We start from the raw sequence: 20,104 nt of genomic DNA on the forward strand, positions 1-20,104 counted from the left end.
TCTATCCAGCGCAGAGCTCTTGGTCAATCATACATGCTCGAGCGATGGTCACTGAACGGGAAACGCATGGAATTCGTTATCATTGCATAAGAAAAAGTCTTCACGCAAACAGGAAATCTGAAAGCACGCATGTCTGAACATACCGCTGAAACTCCCACACCGGCTCCCGCGACAATCGAACTCCGTCATCTGCAGCTCGAGGATTATCTCGACCTCAAGGAGGCGATGACCGATGCGTATTCCGCCATCGGCGGAGCGCACTGGTCGGAAGACGCCATACGCAAGCTGCTGGATATTTTCCCGGAGGGACAGATCTGCGTGGTGGTGAACGGTCGCGTGGTCGCTTCCGCGCTGGCCATCATCGTCGACTACAGCAAGTTCGGCGACAATCATACATACCGTGAGATCACGGGGACATACAGTTTCGACACGCACGATTCAGATGGGGATATTCTGTACGGCATCGAGATTTTCGTGCATTCGGAGTACCGCGGACTGCGTCTCGGCCGGCGACTGTACGATGCGCGAAAGGAGCTCTGTGAGAACCTGAATCTGCGGGGCATCGTCGCCGGGGGACGCATCCCGAACTTCGAGAAATACGCAGACAACATGACGCCGCGTGAGTACATTGAGAAAGTCCGGCTGCGGGAATTGCATGACCCGACTCTCTCATTCCAGCTTTCCAACGGCTTCCACGTGAAGAAAGTCCTGAAAGGATACCTGCCCGGGGACAGTCAGTCGCGCGAGTATGCCACGCTTCTCGAATGGAATAACATTTACTACGAGGAGGAAACCAGACTCATCAAGCGCCCCAAACCTGTCGTGCGTCTCGGTGTCGTCCAGTGGCAGATGCGGCATTTTGACGGACTTGAGGCGCTGCTCGAGCAGATGGAGTATTTCATTGATGCCGTCAGTGATTATGCATCGGATTTCATCCTCTTCCCTGAACTCTTCAACGCGCCGTTGATGGCCGAGTACAATCATCTCGGAGAGGCGAAAGCAATTCGTGAGCTGGCAAATTTCACAGAGGATATCCGCGCGAAATGCGTGGAGTTCGCGATGAGCTACAATGTGAATATCATCATCGGCAGCATGCCACTGCTCGAGGATGGGAAACTCTACAACATTTCATATCTCTGCAGGCGTGACGGAACATGGGATGAGTATCGCAAGATTCATATTACGCCGAGTGAAGTAGACGCCTGGGGAATATCAGGTGGAGACAGCGTCGTTGCATTTGACACGGATGCCGGACGCATTGGAATCCTGATCTGCTATGACGTGGAATTCCCTGAGCTTGCGCGGCTGTACGCTGACCAGGGGGTGCAGATTCTTTTCGTACCCTTCCTCACCGATACGCAGAACGGCTACAACCGTGTCAAGCGCTGCGCACAGGCACGGGCGATTGAAAACGAATGCTACGTTGCCATCGCCGGCTGCGTCGGCAATCTCCCCAAGGTCAACAACATGGACATCCAGTACGCGCAGTCAGCCATCTTCACTCCTTCCGACTTCGCCTTCCCCACCAACAGCATAAAGGCGGAAGCGACGGCGAATACAGAAATGACACTGATCGCAGATGTGGACCTCGAACTGCTCATGGAACTGCATGAACATGGAAGTGTGCGCACGCTCAAAGACCGAAGGACGGATCTGTATGAATTGAAGATGAAAAGCAGGGGTGGTGGACAGTAGTCCAACGCCTGTCCCATCGTCGCAGCCTCCCCCCCAGCATTTCGATTACCGGCTCCTGAACAACCCGGATTCCGGGGCATCGGTTCGGGCGCTGTCACTATCACCGAGCAGAGAACTCATCACCTTGTCGATAATTCCGATGGAGAAACGTTCGGAGAAGCCGGCCAGGAAAGCAATGATCAGGAGGAGATGGTTCTGGTCGATGACCGCATCTCGTGATATGGCAAGAAGCGCGGTCTGGATAATGAGCACAGCGAGTCCACCCATGATCGCTCCCATCGCAGGTTTGAGCATGTACCACGTGCCGTAGGATGGGTCGAACGCCAGGCTGCGCGTATGCCGGACGATACCCCACCACGATGCTGTCACACCACCGAGCATCCCAAGCCAGAGATATTGATAGAGATCAGGAAGGAATTTCCCGAGAGAAATGTCAGAGTCCGCCATCGATCGGAAGGTGTACTCCAATCCCAACAGCGCTGCAAACCAGACAATATTCACAAAGAAGATTCGCCATCGCGTGTCCCTGGATTCATCGGAAATGATGGCACGGTTGATCATGGACACGGCGCGATTCATTTCCGTGATCGCTTCGTTTGCGCTGGCTCCCGTGAGCAAGCGCCGCGCCCGCGTGGTGTGATCAAGCACGCCACGGGTGAACTGCGGATTGTGTGCGTACTGCTGTGCCGCCTCTTCGACCTCCGCGAGCCGACGGTACAGCATCGGGAGATCGTCTTTCCCTTCTTCCTCCATCTCACTTAATTCCGTGAGGTGGATGATCGGATATTCACGCCGTACCGATTGAATTGGTTCGACTACGGCCGCCTCTACCGTTTCTTCTTCAGACATGAGGGCTACTCCTTTAGAAGATGCGTCTACTGCTGCGCCTTTCAGCAGTGATCGAATGGCGTCACCTGGACCAATGAAGTACTCCGGGCCGTACGCTCCTCTTCACGCATCTGGGACAATGCTCAAACAATGAAATATGATGGGACCAAGAACAATATAAGGAATTCAGGGAAAGATGCATATGCCGCCATCTTGATCCGGCCGGGATGTACTACCCCCATCTGTAAAGCGAAGGCACCCCGGCAGCATCACCGCGAGCCCTCACGCAGCGTATTGTCATCATGCCGTAAATCCTTGCCAAGAGGACGGGAATTCCGTGTTCACCCAGCACCTGTCGGTTCCTTTACCGTATCGACTGCTCCGTTCCTCATCTGAAGCATTATGCAGTTTCTGCATATTGCATTTCACCCAGCATCAGTATACAAGCAGCTTGGTGTGAAGGGCACGGCTGGATTGGTGCAGTGTCACCATGTACAGGCCAGGAGAGGTATTGTTGAGTGTGATTTGATGTCGAACGCTTGAACCGACAAGTGAGATACTGGCAGTCTGAATTTCGCGTCCAAGCATATCTGTAACACACAGCTGCGCCATCCCTGCCTGAAATCCGTCACCCACAATCACCACATCCTGCTGGCTCAGCGGGATGGGATTTGGATACACAGAAAGTTCGAGACTGGAGGGCTGCAAGAGTTCAGTGTCAATCTCTACAAGATCGCCCCAGGTCTCACCACAGTTTTCCGCGTATAAAAGCTCAAACCGTGATTTGTACTCCCATCCTACCCACTCAGCCAGTTGCATCCCCACTCCTGCCAAAAGGTACACTGTCCATCCTGGAGCACCTTCAGTGGAATAACCGATATCGGCTGCGGCTTTCAACAATCGACGGTGTACACCGGCATCGATGACGGTGCTCGTGTCATACACGATGCCCCACTCGCACCAGTCGCCAAGACTCGCATCACTGCGAAGAATAAGATTGTCTGCGCCTCCCTGCGTGTCATAGCTATGCAGCCCGTCCTCAGCCCATCGCAACCACCCGGAAAGTGGTCTGCCGAATATGCCTAACCTTGTCTGCGGGAGGAGAAACCAGGTATCGCCCGAAATGATGGAGTCGGCTGCAAACTCCCACCAATCTATGCTTTCACTCCATTCAAACGTCCGTTTGAATTGCATGCGATCACCTTCACAGAGGTCGAAATACCTGTAGCGCGAACTGTCACGATTGAAAGACGTATCTCGCACCACAGCCGAAGTGAGATAGCATTCTCCTGCGTCAACCGATTCGGATCCGGTAAACGCGCGGATCTCTCCGAATCGGTCAGTAATGATACGTGAATGGGGGCCGCGGACCAACTCATACGCCCTACAATCCGCTCCCAAAACCAGCGTGTCAAAACGCCGGGCAACTGTCCAGGCTACATCGTTCAGGAGTATTTCATCCCTCGTTGGAATGAACGCGGGGTACAGTTCGAGGGAATCGTTTTCGTAAACCTCATACCAGGTCAGGACATTTCTCTCATTCAGGGAAACGCGCACTCCATCGTACGGGATACGATATCGTTTTGGCAGCAATAAATATCCTGAATGCCAGGATCCCCTGATATTCTGTCCCCTCTTCAGGGTCTTGAGAAAATAATTATGCCAATCCGTTGTGAACCAGTGTGTGGTTCGGCGCCGAAACACGAGCAGATCTTCGTCTCCGAAGGGTGGAGTGAATTCCTGTTCCTGGAAGATTCTCAGAGGCGCGAAACATGATGTCGATTCCATGAAGCGAAACGTGCGATTCCCCTGATCCACCTGCACCGCGCCAAGTTGGTCCGCCCATCTCCATACTCCATCTGCACCGTAGTCAATCGTCACCGTACTTCTTCGCGTTACACCACAGTGTACGCTGCCGGTATCAACGATCATTCCGCTTTCGAAAATTTCACCAACGCTGCACTCAAGAGGAAGCCACAACCGGTCAACGGTGCTGCCTGCACTGTCTTTGAGCATATGTAATCCATCGACTGCGTACCGGTACCAGCCGCACATGGGACAATCATTTCTGCCCGAGTGCAACTCAACCCATGCATTCCCCAGGCTATCTCTCACAGCCCCGGATTTGAGCTGCATAGCCTCCCCCAGCATCTCTGTATGATCATCCACGACGTAGCGCGAGGATACGTTCTCAAGCGGCACAGTAAGAGGAGTTCGATTCAATCTACTCCCTCTCGGTTGTGCATCCATCGCACCTGACAGGCAGGAAAGTGCAATTGCGAGAAACAGAATACGCATTGCCATGTGGCCCTCCACCAGTAATATTCAGGGAACCTGATTGAAGATATAATCGTCATTTAATATGTTATGGTCAAGCTCATGTGCATAGGAACGGCTACAGCTATTCATGTGTCTTGTAATTCGAGCACATAGATGCAGAAGTCATGACAGTCAGGTACAGACAATGACAGCAGCGCCACGTTCTCTCCAATTCCACTTTCGTCTACAACAGGCGACCGGACTACTCGTCCTCTCCCTGCTTCTGCTCTCCTGCACAGAGGAGACTCCACAGGAACCATCTGCCTCGGTCGTGCCGTCGGTTACATGGGAAAAGCCATTTGAGTTGACCTCCTATACCACATTCAGCACACTGCTATCCCGGGATACGGTACGCCTCAGCTGGGTACTCTATGACACGAGCATGACCAACCTTGCTGTCTGGTATCGAAAAATTCCGAAATCTGAATGGACCTTCCTCAAGCTTGTTCCCGCAATAAAGCAGAGAACCGATGTGGAGGTGGCCCTCTGGGACGCTCCTGCCTGGAGGTTCGCGATCGCCAGGACGGATACCCTTGAGATGGATTCGACTGCGGTTATAGGCATTGAGCAGGAAGCAGCCTATTTCATCGAACCGAGGGAGAATACGATTTACTTCAATTCAGACTCCGTTTTGATACACTGGAGACCAAAAACTGATCGTCCCATCAGAGCCATACTCGAATACACGAAGATGGGGAATGAGGACTGGAAGGAGGGTGTCATACTGGGTCCCGCAGATACCGTTTTTACATGGACGGACAATCCGCTCGGACAGGGAGGCTGCTATCAGATGCGTCTTTCCTTTATAGACGCGCCCCCCTCCTACGTACGTGGTGTCATGTTCGGCGGATTCGAGGTGCACAAGCCGCAGGAGAATGCTATCCTCTACCGCTTCCTGCCTGTCGACATTGATGCCGAAATACATATTCCGCATTGCATGAATCAGGATGGTGAAACCGTGTATGAATTTTCCTCCGATGGTGGAAGCTCCTGGCGGGAAGTCGATAAAGGCTGGCGACTGACAGCGGATGCCACAAACAATGCTGCGCTACGTGTCTCGGAGCTCACGATGGGAGTTTCACAGATCATCAGTCCTGTGATCATTGAAGATCGCAGTACGACATTTTTCGAACTGAACCCTGGGCTCGAAATGCGATACCGACACTCAGGGTTCAGGAGTACTCGCTACGGCTCCGATACAACATATGCAGAGTGGTACACGATACATGTCGATGATGAGATCGTCCATAATGATCGCATTGAATATCCCTGCACGATTACGATTGAACGGGACGGCGAAGCACCGACTACTGAGAAACATTCTCTGTATCAGTCACGAGATGGACAGCAAATGATCAGCGGGAATTTCGGACCGTTCAGCTTCGGCGAAATCTTTGGTCTCCACGACATTTCCATTGACAGCGAGCAATTCTCCATCGTACATAGTCAGGGACCCGATTATGTCGATCGCAGCTTCTATGTCGTGGAACGCGGACGCGGTATCAGTACCGGCTACCATACGCACGTCTCCGGACATATCAACCCTGTAGGAAGCGGACACCGATATGTCCTGATGGACTGATATGCACTTTCTGCATATTTCATGCGGCGCTCCCCCCTGCAGCTGGGGAAATATGCACTTTCTGCATATTTCCTTCCACGCAGTCTACCGAATCTGCACCGCACGGATGGTGTTTACTCCGCCATGATGGATGTGGAGGTAGTAGATGCCCCTTCCCCATCCGTCGGTTTCGATGGTGAAGGTGTGCAGTCCCACGATACGAAATGCCTCCGAGGAGTACACCGCGCGACCCAGCAGATCGTATGCGGTGATATCTACCGATTCTGATCTGCTTGAGTGGAAACGAAGGTTCAGTGCGCCGCTGCCGGGCTGCGGGTAGATATCCACGGCGAACAATCCCGGAACGGGGAACTCCGCATCGAGTACATCGACGGTGAATGGATCCGAGACATTCTCACATCCGTCACCGTTCCGCACGATGACTCTGTACACACCAACATCATCGAGTTTGTAAGATCGTCCGGTAGCGCCGGGAATGGACGTGGTGTCCTTCATCCACTGCCAGCTCGTGGCAGGATCCGTTCGCAGACTGTCCCCGCTGCGCGTAATCATCGGCTTCGGCGGCAGGGGTACTGCGGTTACGTTGATGGTATCCGACATCGCGGTCTGACCGAAGTAATCGGTTACCTCCACCCAGAACGCACCGCTCTGCGTGACTTCGATGCGGCGCGTTGTATCGCCTTTTGACCACAGGTACGTTTCATACCCGGCACCTCCATCGAGTATAAGGGACTCTCCCTCACAGAACGTGAGAGCACCAAGTGGGTTGATCTTAACGGACAATGGAGCAGTGAGCGGCGGAATCGTGATCGTGACCTGACACATTGTTGAGTCCGCATTCGCTGTCTTTACCCAAATTTGAATATCATACTGCTGCGCGGTTAGTGTTCGGGGGTGCTTGACCATCCACATGACGCTGCCGGATTGTGCGCTGGATAACCGTGACGGCAGAATGCGTTTCGTATTGTTGTCGGGCGCATCGATATCTGCCAGAGAGAGATCAGGCGGGAGGATGATGGTCGCAAAAACGGAATCCGTTCGCAGCCCCCCGGTATTCGTGACCGTCAGCGTCACGGGAAATGGCATCGGGGCATACACACCTCTCACGGTATCCGCCACGAGAGTCGGGACATTGATACCGCATTCGAGAATGGGATCCGTGGGCGGAATGTACACCGGGGTGCAGCAGGTTACGTCCCTGTGATTATCCGCCATCGCCGTGATACATATCTGTGTGGCGACACCGTTGCTCCGTCTTTTGGCGGACACCTGCCAGCGCACTTCCGTATAGGCTCCGGTATCGATATCTGCTGGGACACCGGGCTGTTCGTCTGAAAGCGGGGACACCAGCTCAATGTCATTGGCGTTGTACGCGATTTTGAAGCGGACGTTTTCCACGCTCCAGTCTCCCTGATTTCCGAAACGTCCGACGACCTCGAAGGGATTGGGGAGATAATCGTTGATGGCGCGTTGCCATGTCAATTCCAGGGGCGCATCGACATCACAGGTCAGAATTGGGAGCTGTGGATAAATGCAGATTTCCCCGGAGGTAAACTTCGGCAGGAAACAGCCCTGCTCTAACACACCGTCCGACCCGTCGATCTGCACGCAGGTTGTGTCGTCCGGATCCGACGCCCGGAAGGTGAGTTCCATAAGCGTCCCGGTGCCGCTGAGCAGTTTCCTGTCCGTGGTCTGCACCCGCATGCCACCAGCGACTTCCGTCGCATTGATCCCCACATTTTCCAGGAGGGTCCCTGGAGGTGCTTCGGCACCCAGAAAGACCAGCTTGCTCTTGTCATAGAGCAGGGTGTATTCGAAAGGGTAGAATAGTTTATCTCCCGCGGGCGTCAGCAGTTCGAGGGGTATCGTGATATCACTCCTACCCTCGCCTGTACGCGTCCCAACTTCCATGTACAGATCTGAATACGTGGATGAGTCACTCGGGGCACGATAGGATCTGGTTTTGACGTCCGTGCCGCCGCAGAAATCCGTCAGATGAAGTTCGACGCTACGCATTTCTCCATCCGCGCAGTCACGCTCGTAGGTGATCACGCATTCCTGGAATCCCTGGAAAAGTATAGTAGCAATCTCATCATATATCGACGCCAGCTGTCCCGCATCAGGTGTCCGGTAGTAACGTCCCCCGGTGAGTATCGCGATCATCTCCAGCTCCACCGCGTTGACGTTGGAGCCATACGCCACGGTGTATACGCGAATGTGATTATTAATGGCCAGGTTAATGATTTCCGCAGGGGTACGTGTTGAGGAATTGTCTGCTCCGTCACAGAGCAGTATCACCGCGCGACAGGGATTGATGCCATTGTTGATCAGCTCGAAGATTCCTTCATACGCACCATCCCACACGGCCGTGGCTCCTCCGACAGGCAGACTGTCTATCGCTGCATGCAGCAGGAACTGCAGCCGTGTCGTCTGCTGCGCAATATTCACCCTCTCATTGAACCACAACACCACAGCTTCGTCAACAGATTCGTCCATTCTGTCAACGAATGCATGTCCCGCAGCCATGGCGCCCGCGTTACCGGCGCCGGACATTGAGCCGGATGCGTCAAAGACGAGAGCGACCGAGGCAGGACAGTGCTGTGAAGGATCCGGGCAGGACATCGTGAAATCCTTTACCTCCACCCCGTTCTCAAAAACGCTGAAATCCTCTTTCGCCATGTTGTAGGCCGGAGTCCCATCGCAGGCGACGGAGAAATACAGCTCGATCGTCGGCCAGTTCACTGCAGCGCGTTTGAAATTCAAATAGGGCTGTGCATACGTCGCGCCTGACATGCAGGAAAGTGCAATTGCGAGAAACAGAAAACGCCGTGCCATGTGGCCCTCCACCAATAAAATTCATAATCCCGATTGAGGATATAATCGTCATTTTCCCTGCCTGTATCAACCCACCAGGCGAAATCCTTGCCCGTGGTAATATGCACTTTCTGCATATTTCCCGCCGCTCAGGCTACCGTATCTGCACCGCACGGATGGTGTTTTCTCCGCCATGATTGATGCGGAGGTAATAAATACCCCTTCCCCATCCATCAGTTTCGATGGTGAAGGTATGCAGTCCCGCGATACGAAATGCATCCGAGGAATACACCGCGCGGCCCAGCAAATCGTAGGCCGTGATGTCCACCAGTTCCGACTGCGTCGAATTGAAACGAAGGTTCAGTGTGCCGGTACCGGGCTGCGGGAAGATATCTACAGCGAACAATCCAGGAACGGGGAACTCCGCGTCGAGCACATCCACGATGAAGGGATCGGAAGTATTTTCGCAACCTTCAGCATTGTACACGATGACCGCGTATTCGCCCACATCATTCAGCACAATTGCTTGTTCATCCGCTCCCGGGATCAGCGCACTGTCCTTGATCCACACGTACTGCGCCGCGGGATCGGTGATCAGGCTGTCGCCGCTTCGTCTGATAACGGGCTTCGGGGGCAGGGGGTAGACAGTGACGACGACGGTATCGGATGTCGCGGTCTGTCCGCTCGCGTCCCACACCTGCGCCCAGTATGAGCCGCTCTGATTGACGAGAATCTTCTGTGTGGTATCACCTCTCGACCAGAGATATTTTTCGTAACCACTCCCTGCATCCAGCACAACAGACTTTCCTTCACAGAAAGCGAGTGCACCTTCCGGTGTGATGGTGGCCGACAACGGTGTGGTGAGTGGAGGGATCGTAACGACAGCCTCGCAGAGTGAGGAGTCTGCGTTCGAAGTTTTCACCCATACCTGAATCGTATACTGTTTTTCGGTGAGGGCACGGGGATGCTTGACCATCCACATGGCCGTACCGACTTGTGACGCGGAAAGTATTGCAGGCAGCACGCGTTTTGTGTGATTGTCAGGAGCATCATTCGCGGCCAGGGAGAGATCAGGAGGAACGATGATGGTGGCGAATACGGAATCCGTCTGCAGTCCACCGGAATTCGTAACCGTCACAGTGACGGGAAATGGCATCGGCGCATACATCCCTTTCTCTGTATCGGCAGTGATTATCGGGATATCCAGTGCGCATTCAAGGATAGGCTCCGCAGGCGGAATATAAATCTGCGCACAACATGTCACGTCTTCATGATTATCAAACATCGCAGTGATGCACAGATCCGTCGTATCACCTGTAGATTGCGGCTTAACCTGGATGATCCACTCCACCTCCACAGAACTCCCGGTATCGATATCCGCCGGCACAGCAACCTGCTCATCCGAACTTGGCGTCATCAAGGAAAAGACGGAGTCATCATATGTAATTTTGAAGCGCGTATTTTTCGCTCGCCGGTCACCGGAGTTGAAGAATCTCCCTCGTATCTGGAACGGGTTTGGATTGTAGGAGCCCAGCGCACGATCCCAGACAAACGAAAAAGTTGGGAACGGTTCGCAGGTGACGAGCGGAGCCCCGGGGAGGATGCAGATCTGTCCCGCTGCCACGACAGGCAGGAAACAGCCCTGTTCAAATGCCGCGTCAGCAATCTGAATATTGCAGCAGGTCGTATCATTGGGACGCGAGGCACGGAAGGTGAACTCCATGAGCTCGCCGATACTGCCGAGCAGCTTGCGGTCCGTCGTCTCTATTCGTACGCCTCCCGGAACCGGTGAGATGTCGAGTGGAACTCCTTCAAGCAGCGCCCCTGTCGGTGCGTTCACGCCCACAAAGGAGACGCACTGCTGATCGAACAGCAACGAAAAGCTGAAGGGATAGAACATTCTGTCACCCGGTGGCGCAAGGAGGTTGAGCGGGATGCTGACTTCGCTCCCGGCATTGACCGTGGCATCTCCAATTTCCATCTGAAGACCGGAGAAGGTCGTGGAATCCATCGGCGCACGATAGCCTTTGACTTTCACATCCGATCCCCCGCAGAAATTTACGAGCTGCAGTTCCAGATCCCGCATCGCACCATCGGAGCAGTCGCTCTCATAGGTGATCGTGCATTCCTGGAAACCCTGAAACATGATTGTCGAAATCTCCTGGTAAATCGCAGCCAGCTGTCCCGCATTGGGAGTATGGTAATAGCGTCCCCCGGTCAGCAGCGCGATCATCTCCAGTTCTGTAGCATTGATGTTTGAACCCAGTCCAACTGTGTACACGCGTACATGGTGCTGATTCGCAAGATCGATGATTTCCTGCGGGGTGCGTGATGAGGAATTGTCTTCCCCGTCGCCCAGCAGTATCACCCCCCTGCAGGGATTGGTCCCATGCAGAGCCACTTCCTCAACTCCTCTGTAGCAGCCATCCCATATGGCGGTGAAGCCACCGGTCGGAAGTGCTTCGAGCGCGGAATAGAGCAGCGGTTTCAGAGTCGTCATCTGCTGCTGCACCGTGACCTGCGCGTTGAACCAGATAATGCTCACCTGGTCGAGGACTCCGTCAATAATATCCACGAACGCCCGTCCCGCCGCTTTGGCACCCGCATTCCCCGCACCCGCCATTGAACCGGAACCATCGAACACGAGGGCAACGGAAATGGCGCAGCGCTGTGTGGGGTCGGGACAGGAAAGCGCAAAGTCATTGACCTCCACTCCATTTTCGAACACCCGCAAATTCTGCTTTGTCATGTTGTAGGCGGGAGTCCCGCTGCAGCCCACCGAGAAGTACAGTTCGACCGTCGGCCAGTTCGTCGCGACCCGTTTGAAATTCAGGTTGGGCTGCGCTGTCACTGCTACGGTCAACGCAGCAAAAAGCAGTGTCGTCAGAAGGAAACGCTTCGCCAAAAGGCCCTCCACCAATCTTTTCTCATGAAAACCGATTGGAGACATAATCGTCATTATTGGTATTTGAATCAACCGGCCGCGCAGCTAGCGAATCGTCAGGATTTTTGTTTCCAAATGATTCGGCGTGCGCAAAAGCAGGAAATATGTGCCAGTAGAAACCCCGGAGAGCAGAAAAGTTTCAGTATGTGTACCTGAAAGAAAGGACAGGGAGCCGCTGGAGCAGCTCCCTGTCCATGGATGTCAGTTTTGAAGGACAATGCGCATGCTCTGGACGCCTTCGGCGGATGAAAGTCGCACGAAATATGTCCCTGACGGCAAGGCGCCGGCATTGAATTGCACGTTATGGGAACCGGCTGTACGGTATTCGTCAACCGCAGTGATGATCTCCCTCCCGAGAGCATCGTATACACGGATCGAGACATGCATTGATTCTTGCAGAGCAAATCGAATATTTGCTGTGCTTCCACCTGTGAACGATCCCGTCCCGAATGGGTTGGGATATGGAGCGTGAAGCAGACAGTTCGATTGAACCTCTGCACTGCGCTTGGGACTCCCTTCGCACAGATACGGGACACCTGTCTGATCATTGAATGTGTAACCAGCCAATTGAATATCAGTCACCGTATAGCACCAGTTGAGATTCAGGTCCTTCTTCGTGCTGGCAGTTTCAATCGTTACCTGCCCCGAAGCGTCCGTGAATCCGGAAACCACCCCAGTTGTCGGCCCGGAATATGAGACGAAAACCTCAGCACCTGCGACTGCTGCGGAATTGCCCTCAATCGTCAGGAGGGACTGTCCGGCAGTTCTGTTTCCTGGCAGCACCACACGCGAAAGAAGCTGGTTTACCACGAAGATGTCCATTCCACCGGTTGAACTGACATTGATCGATGCAGTCGCTTGATCAATTCCGGAATCGTCATCCGTTACAGTGAGTGTAGCTGTGTAAGTACCTCCATTCTGATACGTGTGGGAAATCAGCATGCCGCTGCCTGTCGATCCGTCACCAAAATCCCAATCGTAGGCCACGATACTCCCGTCCGGATCGTCCGAGGTCGAAGCATCAAAGCTCACTTGCAGCGGAGCGTCTCCGCTGCTGGGTGTGGCTGTGAAACTTGCGACTGGGGGTGTATTGCTCCCAATTGGTTGTGAAGGGTCGTATGAATACCACTCATATCCGTAGGTTGGCTCATAGGCAAAGAACAGAATCTTTCCATTTACTTCGGTGATATAGAGCGGATTCGAACTGCCTGCGGGATTGATATCGAATAGTTTAGTAGTCCCTGCTGAGGTACCATCACTGCTCCAGAGTTCGTATCCGTTCCCATCATCTGCAGCGAAGTAAACAATACCGTTGTAGGAAGTCATGACCAGCATGTAGTCCTCATCCGAACAACGATACTCGTAGTTCGCAAACGTTGTGAACCGGGGATTTGAACTTCCATACGCATTGATATCCTTCAGCATATTCGTACCACCTGGTGTACCGTCGCTGATCCACAACTCTCTGCCGTTTGTGCCATCGTCCGCGCTGAAGAACAGCAGGTCTCCGCCCGCAGTGTTCACTGTCGTGAGCCACAGCGGTTCGGAATTTCCGTTCGGATTAATATCCTTCACCAGCACCGTCCCGTTGGCGGTGCCATCGGACTTCCACAACTCAAATCCTGCGTCATCATCGTAGGCGGCGAAATACAGTTCCCCATTCAATTCCGCGAACATGCAGGGCCAGGAACTGCCAGAACCAGGGTTGATATCCTTTACCATCACCGTCCCTGCTGCAGTTCCATCGCTCATCCATAGCTCATCACCGGCAACGCCGTCTGCGAACCGACCGTAGTAAGTTCCATTGGAGGCGAATGGCCGCCAGTAATGACTGCTTGCGTAAGGATCGGGCAGCGGATATGGTTCGACGGAACAGTATCCGGTACCGGGACATATGTCCTTCAATTCGACCGTACCACTTGAAGTCCCATCTGATTTCCAGAGATCAAACATGTAGATGAAAAGATCGTTTCCCATAGGAGTCAAATCAATGATCCCGTTGGGGACCGAAGCAACGACAGAGGTACCGTTCGTCGTTCCATCCGTTGTCATCAGATTGATCACAGGCGTGGTAAACTGTTTCTTGTTGTACCCATGAATGAAGTACACAGCACCATTGAACGACTCGAAGTCCCACTCGTTGGTAGATGCAGACATACGTTTGCCAAGGTCTGTAAGCCTGAATGTTCCTGCCGCTGTTCCATCGCTTCGCCATGGATCGTCCCAGTTGTTGGGATCTGGATCAGCTCCGGTGAAGTACACGAGATCACCAATGGCCCTGACTTCGCCGACGACCTGCGCCGATGCATATCGGGTCGTTCCGGAAGGCGTACCATCAGTCCTCCACAGATTTCCGATACGAACAGTGGAATTCGTGGGATGGATTTCCGATCCGATGCCATCATACATTTTGAAATACATGTATCCGTTTGCCACATCACGTGACATCCAGCCTCTGAAGATATTGTCGTTTCCGGGATCGATGGGTCCAAGCATGGCGGGATTTTGCTGTCCATATGCGAACGATACAGACAACAACACAATCGCTATCAGCATCATCGAAGTTTGCTTCATGACGCCTCCTGCTACAGATGGATAAAAATTCGGAAATGTATATGATTGCTTCCGGTTTGAGGGAAGCAGTGGATGCTGTTGACAGGAGTTCGCAAAAGACGCGCAATCAATCCGTGCCACGAATTAATTTGATAGGTGGATTTTCCTTGTCGTGGGACAACGCAATACGCGTCGACACAGGCAGGCGAATACACAAACAGTGCTTCGCCACCGGTTCATCGACCATCCACGAAAAGGATGCGATTACGGGTGGGATGATGAGACTATAACAAATAAACAAACGGAATAGCAGATTTCAATAGGTGGTACTACCTATTTTACTGATGGTGCAATGCCAACAGTTGAGATTCGTGCAACTACGCGATTAGATTACGTAGCATTTGTCCACTACCTGACTCATAGAGCGATTCAGTTAGGGAACAGCCGAATTCACCTACCGCAGCGAGTGCAGTACACTGAAAACATCCACCTCGGGAGCACCGATGACCTTATACGACGACGCGATTGTTGCGGCGAGCTCAGAATTGCGGAACGCCTGCATGGATTCTTCACTGTCCCACACATACACACCTCCGAATTTCTTCCCTTCGGCGCAGCGTAAAAGGCGGTTACCGTGATGACAGACAACATCACGGCATGTGTGCGGAGGACCGAACCGGTAGCCGGGAGACAGGATGACTCAGCGCAGCAAGAGGAGCTTTTCTGTACGCACATCTTCACCTGCGGCCAGGCGAACGAAATACAATCCCGCGGGAACGCTTGTAAGCTGCACAGAGCGGGTATACTTGCCACTGGATAGGTACTCGCCGTCCAGGACCGTATGCACAATTCTCCCCAGTGCATCGGTCACGACGAGATGCACGGAGCCTGTTCGGCCAAGGGTGAGATTAATGTATGCGGTGTTCCTCACGGGATTGGGCTGGACGCTCAATGCGCAGGTCTGAGGCAGCGTCGAGTTTGAGTGTACAGCCAGCGGCATGACGGGATCAATCTGCACGTAGCCATCACAGGCCTCTCTGTTGTATGGCGTTTCCTCCGACCCTGCTTCAAGGTGGAATTGAATGTACTGCGGGGTTTGAGTGGTGTTCATATTCCGCAGACGAAGTCCCCAGGTACATGTGGTATCCCTGCCCGGAAGCAGCATACCGAAAAAGCGTGGATTTCCATTGTTCGGGTAATCCGAATCGAGTTCAAGGAGGTGCTCACCACTGACATCATCCCAGCGAATCCTGGTCTCAATATTGTACAGCGGTACGCTGCCAAGATTCATGAACTTCGCGGAGAAGACAAATCGATCAGGATGATACGTACCTGTTGTGGAGTCGTATTGCAGCACAGGGGTATCGGTGTGAAAGTCGCAGGCAAGTGTGGCTTCAAGTCCCACAATCGGCAGCCAGTCTTCGCAGGGAATGGGATTGCCTTCATCATCAAACGCTATGACCTGGATTTTTGGCTGTCTGCGCTTGGCACGCCCGTCGACATTAATCGTCCAGGTCCAGGTGTGTTCCTCCCCCATATCCAGTTCCAGATTCGGATTGAAAGTCGTCGGATTAGGCGAGGACGTACTCAAACTCAATCCCTCACTCATTGGGAAATAGAGTGTCACCTGCTTAATTCTCCCCACCTGGTTGCTGATGTTGCGTATGGTGTACTTCACGGTGAAGGGATTTGGTTCGACATCCGTCCCTTCCCGGTTCAAACCGAGCGAATCTGGAAGCTCGAGGTCGCAGGCGAAATATGGCTGCAGGCCCGGGACACTGAACTGCCCGACCGCGTCCACGGAATCAAGAAGCACACCGTTCGAATCTCTTCCCACAACGACGTACCGTACCCGAGGAACCTTCTCGACTCGATGACGCTCGGTCCACCTACACGTCCACCGGACATCCTGTATCGAGTCACCGGACTTCCACGGATGTAGCGTCGAGGGTGAAAAATTCAGTACAGGAGATTGTCCCGGGGGATCGAATTCCATTCCGGGCGCAAGTTCTATTCGGCCTATGACATCGTAGGCCGGGTTGCTTCCCCGGTTCACACATTCCACCCTGCAGACAAACGGATTGGGATAGTAGTCGTTTGTCTCCCTGTCGAAGCCCAGCGAATCCGGCACAACGCAGCGCGGCGAGAGTGAGGGACCCGATGTTGCCTGCGCCCATCCCGCAGACAGTGGCAACAGCAGGACTAAACTCAGAAACGTAACAGTTCTCACGATCAGTTTGCTGTGAAAGCTCTGCATTGCCATGCGAATCAGATAACGCATACTCATCCCGCCTTTTGTTGTGGACTCCCATATACAACACATGAAGTGAGGAGTGGTTACGCTGCAATCAATGCGGAAGGCATTGCACGACCTGGCGAACTATCTCACGGTGTAAAATGCACACTCATTGACGCTGCGTTGGTTGGATACTCCCGGGCAATGAAGTTGTTCGTAACATCGGTTTCTCCGAGGTGTTGCCAGAAGGTGTAGCTGATGGAAAGAATCAATTCTTCCTGCATCCCTGACCACTTACCGACAGGCAGATCCGCAAGGAGTCCGGTTCGAAGCACCGGGTACCAGGGAAGAGTCACCTTCCCATCATCGATCTCGTCCTCGTAGTTGAACAGAAGTGTAAACATGTCGAGTATCGACGCACCGGCTGTGATACCAGGATAGATACTGCTTGAATACATGAAACGTGTCGGTTCCTCGATGTATGTGGCTCCAGCGCCAAACAGCAGTCTGGGTTTGAGATCCGACGAGCCGGACACATGAAGGGGCAGCTGCCACAGCGCGCCCAGACGGAGGTGTCGTACTTTCCGCTCGGTGTACACTGCAACGTCCTCCAGCGGAAGCTCAAAATCTGTATCGAGAAGATTCGCGGCCTGCACTCCTGCGCGCAGAACATCCCCCTCTACAATCGCGTCTTCTGTGGAAATGCGAAGCGACAATCCGAGATCATACGTGGGATACACGGTACCATCCGACACGCTTATAATGTTGTTCCCTTCGTCCCTGCGTACGATTCCTTCCGTGCTGTATGCATACCGGCGCCCCTCCACACCGACCTCCAACCACTCTGCCAGCCGATACCCGGCGTGCAGACGCAGGAGGGCGTAGTCGATGCTCGCACCAACGTCTGCGAGATCGAACGTCGACCAGGTGAGTCCGACACCGAGTTTACCAGGGAGTACGGCCGCTGCGGCGGCGAGATCGGCAGCATCAGCATCCATATATGTAGGAAGCGTCTGGCCCAATCCGGCGGAAATGCCGTAGCCGCGCAACGCGGCGGCAGCAGAGGAATTGACAAACAGCGCCGATGTGCCTTCCGCGGCTGCGACGGCGGATTGTCCCCACGCGACATTTCTCGCATCGCGAAGATGGCTAAATTGCACGCCGTACTGTGCAACAGCGGTGTCAAGTACGGTGATACTCAGTACAGCAATGAAAAGAACCCAACGCATGCAGCCTCCAGCTTCCTGATTAACGAATCCATGTACGAATTGTCCTGGTGTTTTTCCACTCCCCGTCTTCCCGATCGAACAGCATCATCCGGTACACATCCCTGTACAGCTCCACCTCCACTACCGCCTGACTGCGGTCAGGGTGCACAGCAATGCGACAAACGGTTGGATAGCCCGCACGCACGTGGAAGCGGGAATACCGATCACTCCTGATTGCAAACCATTGCTCGATCCACCGCAGCTTGGCTATCGCGATATCGGAGAACGCAGATAGAGTAGCACCACACACCCAGTGTTGCCATGCATCAATGGCGTGGTGAAATGCTTTGTCGAGGTAAATGGTCTGCTTCCCAGGGACCTCAATCGGCGGCGTCCTGTACGCAGGGAGAAACCGCAGCACGCGGTCTGCCTCTTTCGAGACAGGGTTTTCGAGTATGCGATCCCAGTCACGCTCGCATTCCAGAACGGAGTACGCCAGACTATCCGGCAGAATGATATGCGGTTTCTGCAGGTCGAATGTAGTGAGCACAGCTTCGAGCAGCTCTCCTGCCTCCTGTCCGGCAGTTGCCGACTCAAACCTCTCACGCGTCGTTCGGGCGGAAGCGTATCGCAGCAGTTTCTCCATCTGCCTGTAGGCCTCCGTACTGTCGCCGGAGTTTAAGCTCTCCGTGATAGCGCAGAGTGTATCGATGTATGGGTGCGTATGCGCGTAATACGTCGAATCCCAGAAACTCCACCGCGGGTATACAGGGCGTCCACGAATCCCGAACGCAGGCCCGTTGCCTTCAAATGCCAGCTCAATCGTTTCACGCAGACGCTGCTTCCACAGATCGACGGGAATATGCGTACCGAAGCCGAAGTCATCGTATTCATCGACTACGCATCCATCAACAACCGGATACATGCAGCCTGTGGTGGAGAGCCAGACTATCGAAGGTGCAAGGCTTATCGGAAGAACATTACGGTATTCCTTGCTGCTGTGGTCGACAACAACACCCAGAAAATCGAGGAAGACAACATACTCCCGTCCTTCCTGAACCCAGTTATTGAGGTTCCCCGAAGGCTCCATCCCGTACCCATGTCCCAGGCGATGCCAGCTTTCTCTGTACTCGAATTCCAGGCAGCTTGCAGGCTCTGCCTCGTGCTTAAACGAGACTGAGGAACTTCCTGTACAATCCGGCACATACTCTCCCTTGATCACGTCAAGGATTTCTGCCGTGGCTATCGTAGAACTCTTATCCACAATGGCGGTGCTATCGATTTCATAGCGCACGTCGTTCACTCGTACGTGGGCAATGATTGGACTACCGAGCAGTAATCCAGCAGGAACATCATCATCCATACGCTGTCTCACTGCATTGAAAACAGCCTCATCCAGAACGCTGAATTCAATCCCCGGTCTGGCGGAACGCCATTGGAGGTAATACAGCGGATCTTCGTTCTGCATGATGTATGTCGCGTGCATGAGCCGCCGCAATGAATCCGCATCGAATGTGGGACGCGCGATAATTTGTTCCATCTGCCATCGAGGGATGCCCATTCCCAGCAGCTGCTCGATCTCCCGGTAGCTGTCTTTCGCCTCTGTGGAAAAATCTGGTGGCACTGCTGCCCTGTCCGCAATTCGGGGGATCCTGAAGATCAAGGGAGGTGATGGGGCAGACTGACCTGCGGAATGAAGGAGGAGCTTCCCCGCGGGGTCCTTCCTTCCAGCGTGGGGATTCGCGATCGAATCCTGCTGTGCCTTGCAGGTCACAGCGAGCAAAAAGATCAGGATAGCCGTACGGAAAATCATGCGGTGTCCCTCCGGGAGATCGTCAACCTGAAAGTAATCGGGTTGGGGTGGCCACTGCCCCGCCCACACAATACGAACTCCCGTGTTCAGGAGCAACAGATCGTTTTCCCCT

At 53.7% G+C, this 20,104-nt stretch carries 10 protein-coding genes; 2 read left to right on the plus strand and 8 right to left on the minus strand.

Annotated elements, in window-relative coordinates; genetic code table 11:
- The first annotated feature begins 129 nt into the window (after nucleotides 1–129).
- Entirely contained in the window at nucleotides 130–1,695 is a 1,566-nt protein-coding gene (locus tag KQI65_13825) for a bifunctional GNAT family N-acetyltransferase/carbon-nitrogen hydrolase family protein (GenBank protein MCB2205818.1), read from the plus strand.
- A gap of 45 nt (nucleotides 1,696–1,740) precedes the next feature.
- Here the strand turns inward: KQI65_13825 and KQI65_13830 are convergent, their stop codons facing one another.
- Together KQI65_13830 and KQI65_13835 are read right to left on the minus strand one after the other, a co-directional pair.
- Nucleotides 1,741–2,544 carry a hypothetical protein gene (locus tag KQI65_13830; protein ID MCB2205819.1) on the minus strand — a complete coding sequence of 268 codons (804 nt, stop codon included), beginning with the start codon at nucleotides 2,542–2,544 and terminating at the stop codon, nucleotides 1,741–1,743.
- Nucleotides 2,545–2,958: 414 nt separating this feature from the next.
- Nucleotides 2,959–4,827 (minus strand): T9SS type A sorting domain-containing protein, encoded by a 1,869-nt coding sequence (locus tag KQI65_13835; protein ID MCB2205820.1) that lies wholly within the window; start codon nucleotides 4,825–4,827, stop codon nucleotides 2,959–2,961.
- A gap of 160 nt (nucleotides 4,828–4,987) precedes the next feature.
- On the opposite strand from KQI65_13835, the gene KQI65_13840 reads away from it, so the two are divergent.
- Nucleotides 4,988–6,424, plus strand: coding sequence for a hypothetical protein (locus KQI65_13840; GenBank protein MCB2205821.1), 1,437 nt, complete (start codon nucleotides 4,988–4,990; stop codon nucleotides 6,422–6,424).
- Nucleotides 6,425–6,508: 84 nt separating this feature from the next.
- Here KQI65_13840 and KQI65_13845 read toward each other — a convergent pair whose 3' ends face one another.
- From KQI65_13845 to KQI65_13870, 6 genes are all read right to left on the minus strand, one after another.
- A complete protein-coding gene (locus KQI65_13845) occupies nucleotides 6,509–9,259 on the minus strand; it encodes a VWA domain-containing protein (protein ID MCB2205822.1) in 2,751 nt (916 codons plus the stop codon).
- Between the two features lie 133 nt (nucleotides 9,260–9,392).
- Nucleotides 9,393–12,143 (minus strand): VWA domain-containing protein, encoded by a 2,751-nt coding sequence (locus tag KQI65_13850; protein ID MCB2205823.1) that lies wholly within the window; start codon nucleotides 12,141–12,143, stop codon nucleotides 9,393–9,395.
- A gap of 240 nt (nucleotides 12,144–12,383) precedes the next feature.
- Nucleotides 12,384–14,756 carry a PKD domain-containing protein gene (locus KQI65_13855; protein MCB2205824.1) on the minus strand — a complete coding sequence of 791 codons (2,373 nt, stop codon included), beginning with the start codon at nucleotides 14,754–14,756 and terminating at the stop codon, nucleotides 12,384–12,386.
- Nucleotides 14,757–15,435: 679 nt separating this feature from the next.
- Nucleotides 15,436–17,016, minus strand: coding sequence for a T9SS type A sorting domain-containing protein (locus KQI65_13860; protein MCB2205825.1), 1,581 nt, complete (start codon nucleotides 17,014–17,016; stop codon nucleotides 15,436–15,438).
- A 104-nt stretch (nucleotides 17,017–17,120) separates the two neighbouring features.
- Nucleotides 17,121–18,200 (minus strand): hypothetical protein, encoded by a 1,080-nt coding sequence (locus tag KQI65_13865; protein MCB2205826.1) that lies wholly within the window; start codon nucleotides 18,198–18,200, stop codon nucleotides 17,121–17,123.
- 19 nt (nucleotides 18,201–18,219) lie between these two features.
- On the minus strand, nucleotides 18,220–19,803 hold the full coding sequence (locus tag KQI65_13870) for a hypothetical protein (protein ID MCB2205827.1): 1,584 nt from the start codon (nucleotides 19,801–19,803) through the stop codon (nucleotides 18,220–18,222).
- Nucleotides 19,804–20,104 lie beyond the last annotated feature (301 nt).

It is taken from the genome of bacterium (assembly GCA_020444325.1).
Taxonomy (GTDB): domain Bacteria; phylum Bacteroidota; class Ignavibacteria; order SZUA-365; family SZUA-365; genus BM516.

Coding starts and splice junctions, on each gene's coding strand:
- KQI65_13835 (MCB2205820.1), bottom strand. CDS start 4,827: ATGGCAATGCGTATTCTGTTTCTCGCAATTGCACTTTCCTGCCTGTCA.
- KQI65_13840 (MCB2205821.1), top strand. CDS start 4,988: ATGACAGCAGCGCCACGTTCTCTCCAATTCCACTTTCGTCTACAACAG.
- KQI65_13830 (MCB2205819.1), bottom strand. CDS start 2,544: ATGTCTGAAGAAGAAACGGTAGAGGCGGCCGTAGTCGAACCAATTCAA.
- KQI65_13860 (MCB2205825.1), bottom strand. CDS start 17,016: ATGCGTTATCTGATTCGCATGGCAATGCAGAGCTTTCACAGCAAACTG.
- KQI65_13865 (MCB2205826.1), bottom strand. CDS start 18,200: ATGCGTTGGGTTCTTTTCATTGCTGTACTGAGTATCACCGTACTTGAC.
- KQI65_13845 (MCB2205822.1), bottom strand. CDS start 9,259: ATGGCACGGCGTTTTCTGTTTCTCGCAATTGCACTTTCCTGCATGTCA.
- KQI65_13855 (MCB2205824.1), bottom strand. CDS start 14,756: ATGAAGCAAACTTCGATGATGCTGATAGCGATTGTGTTGTTGTCTGTA.
- KQI65_13825 (MCB2205818.1), top strand. CDS start 130: ATGTCTGAACATACCGCTGAAACTCCCACACCGGCTCCCGCGACAATC.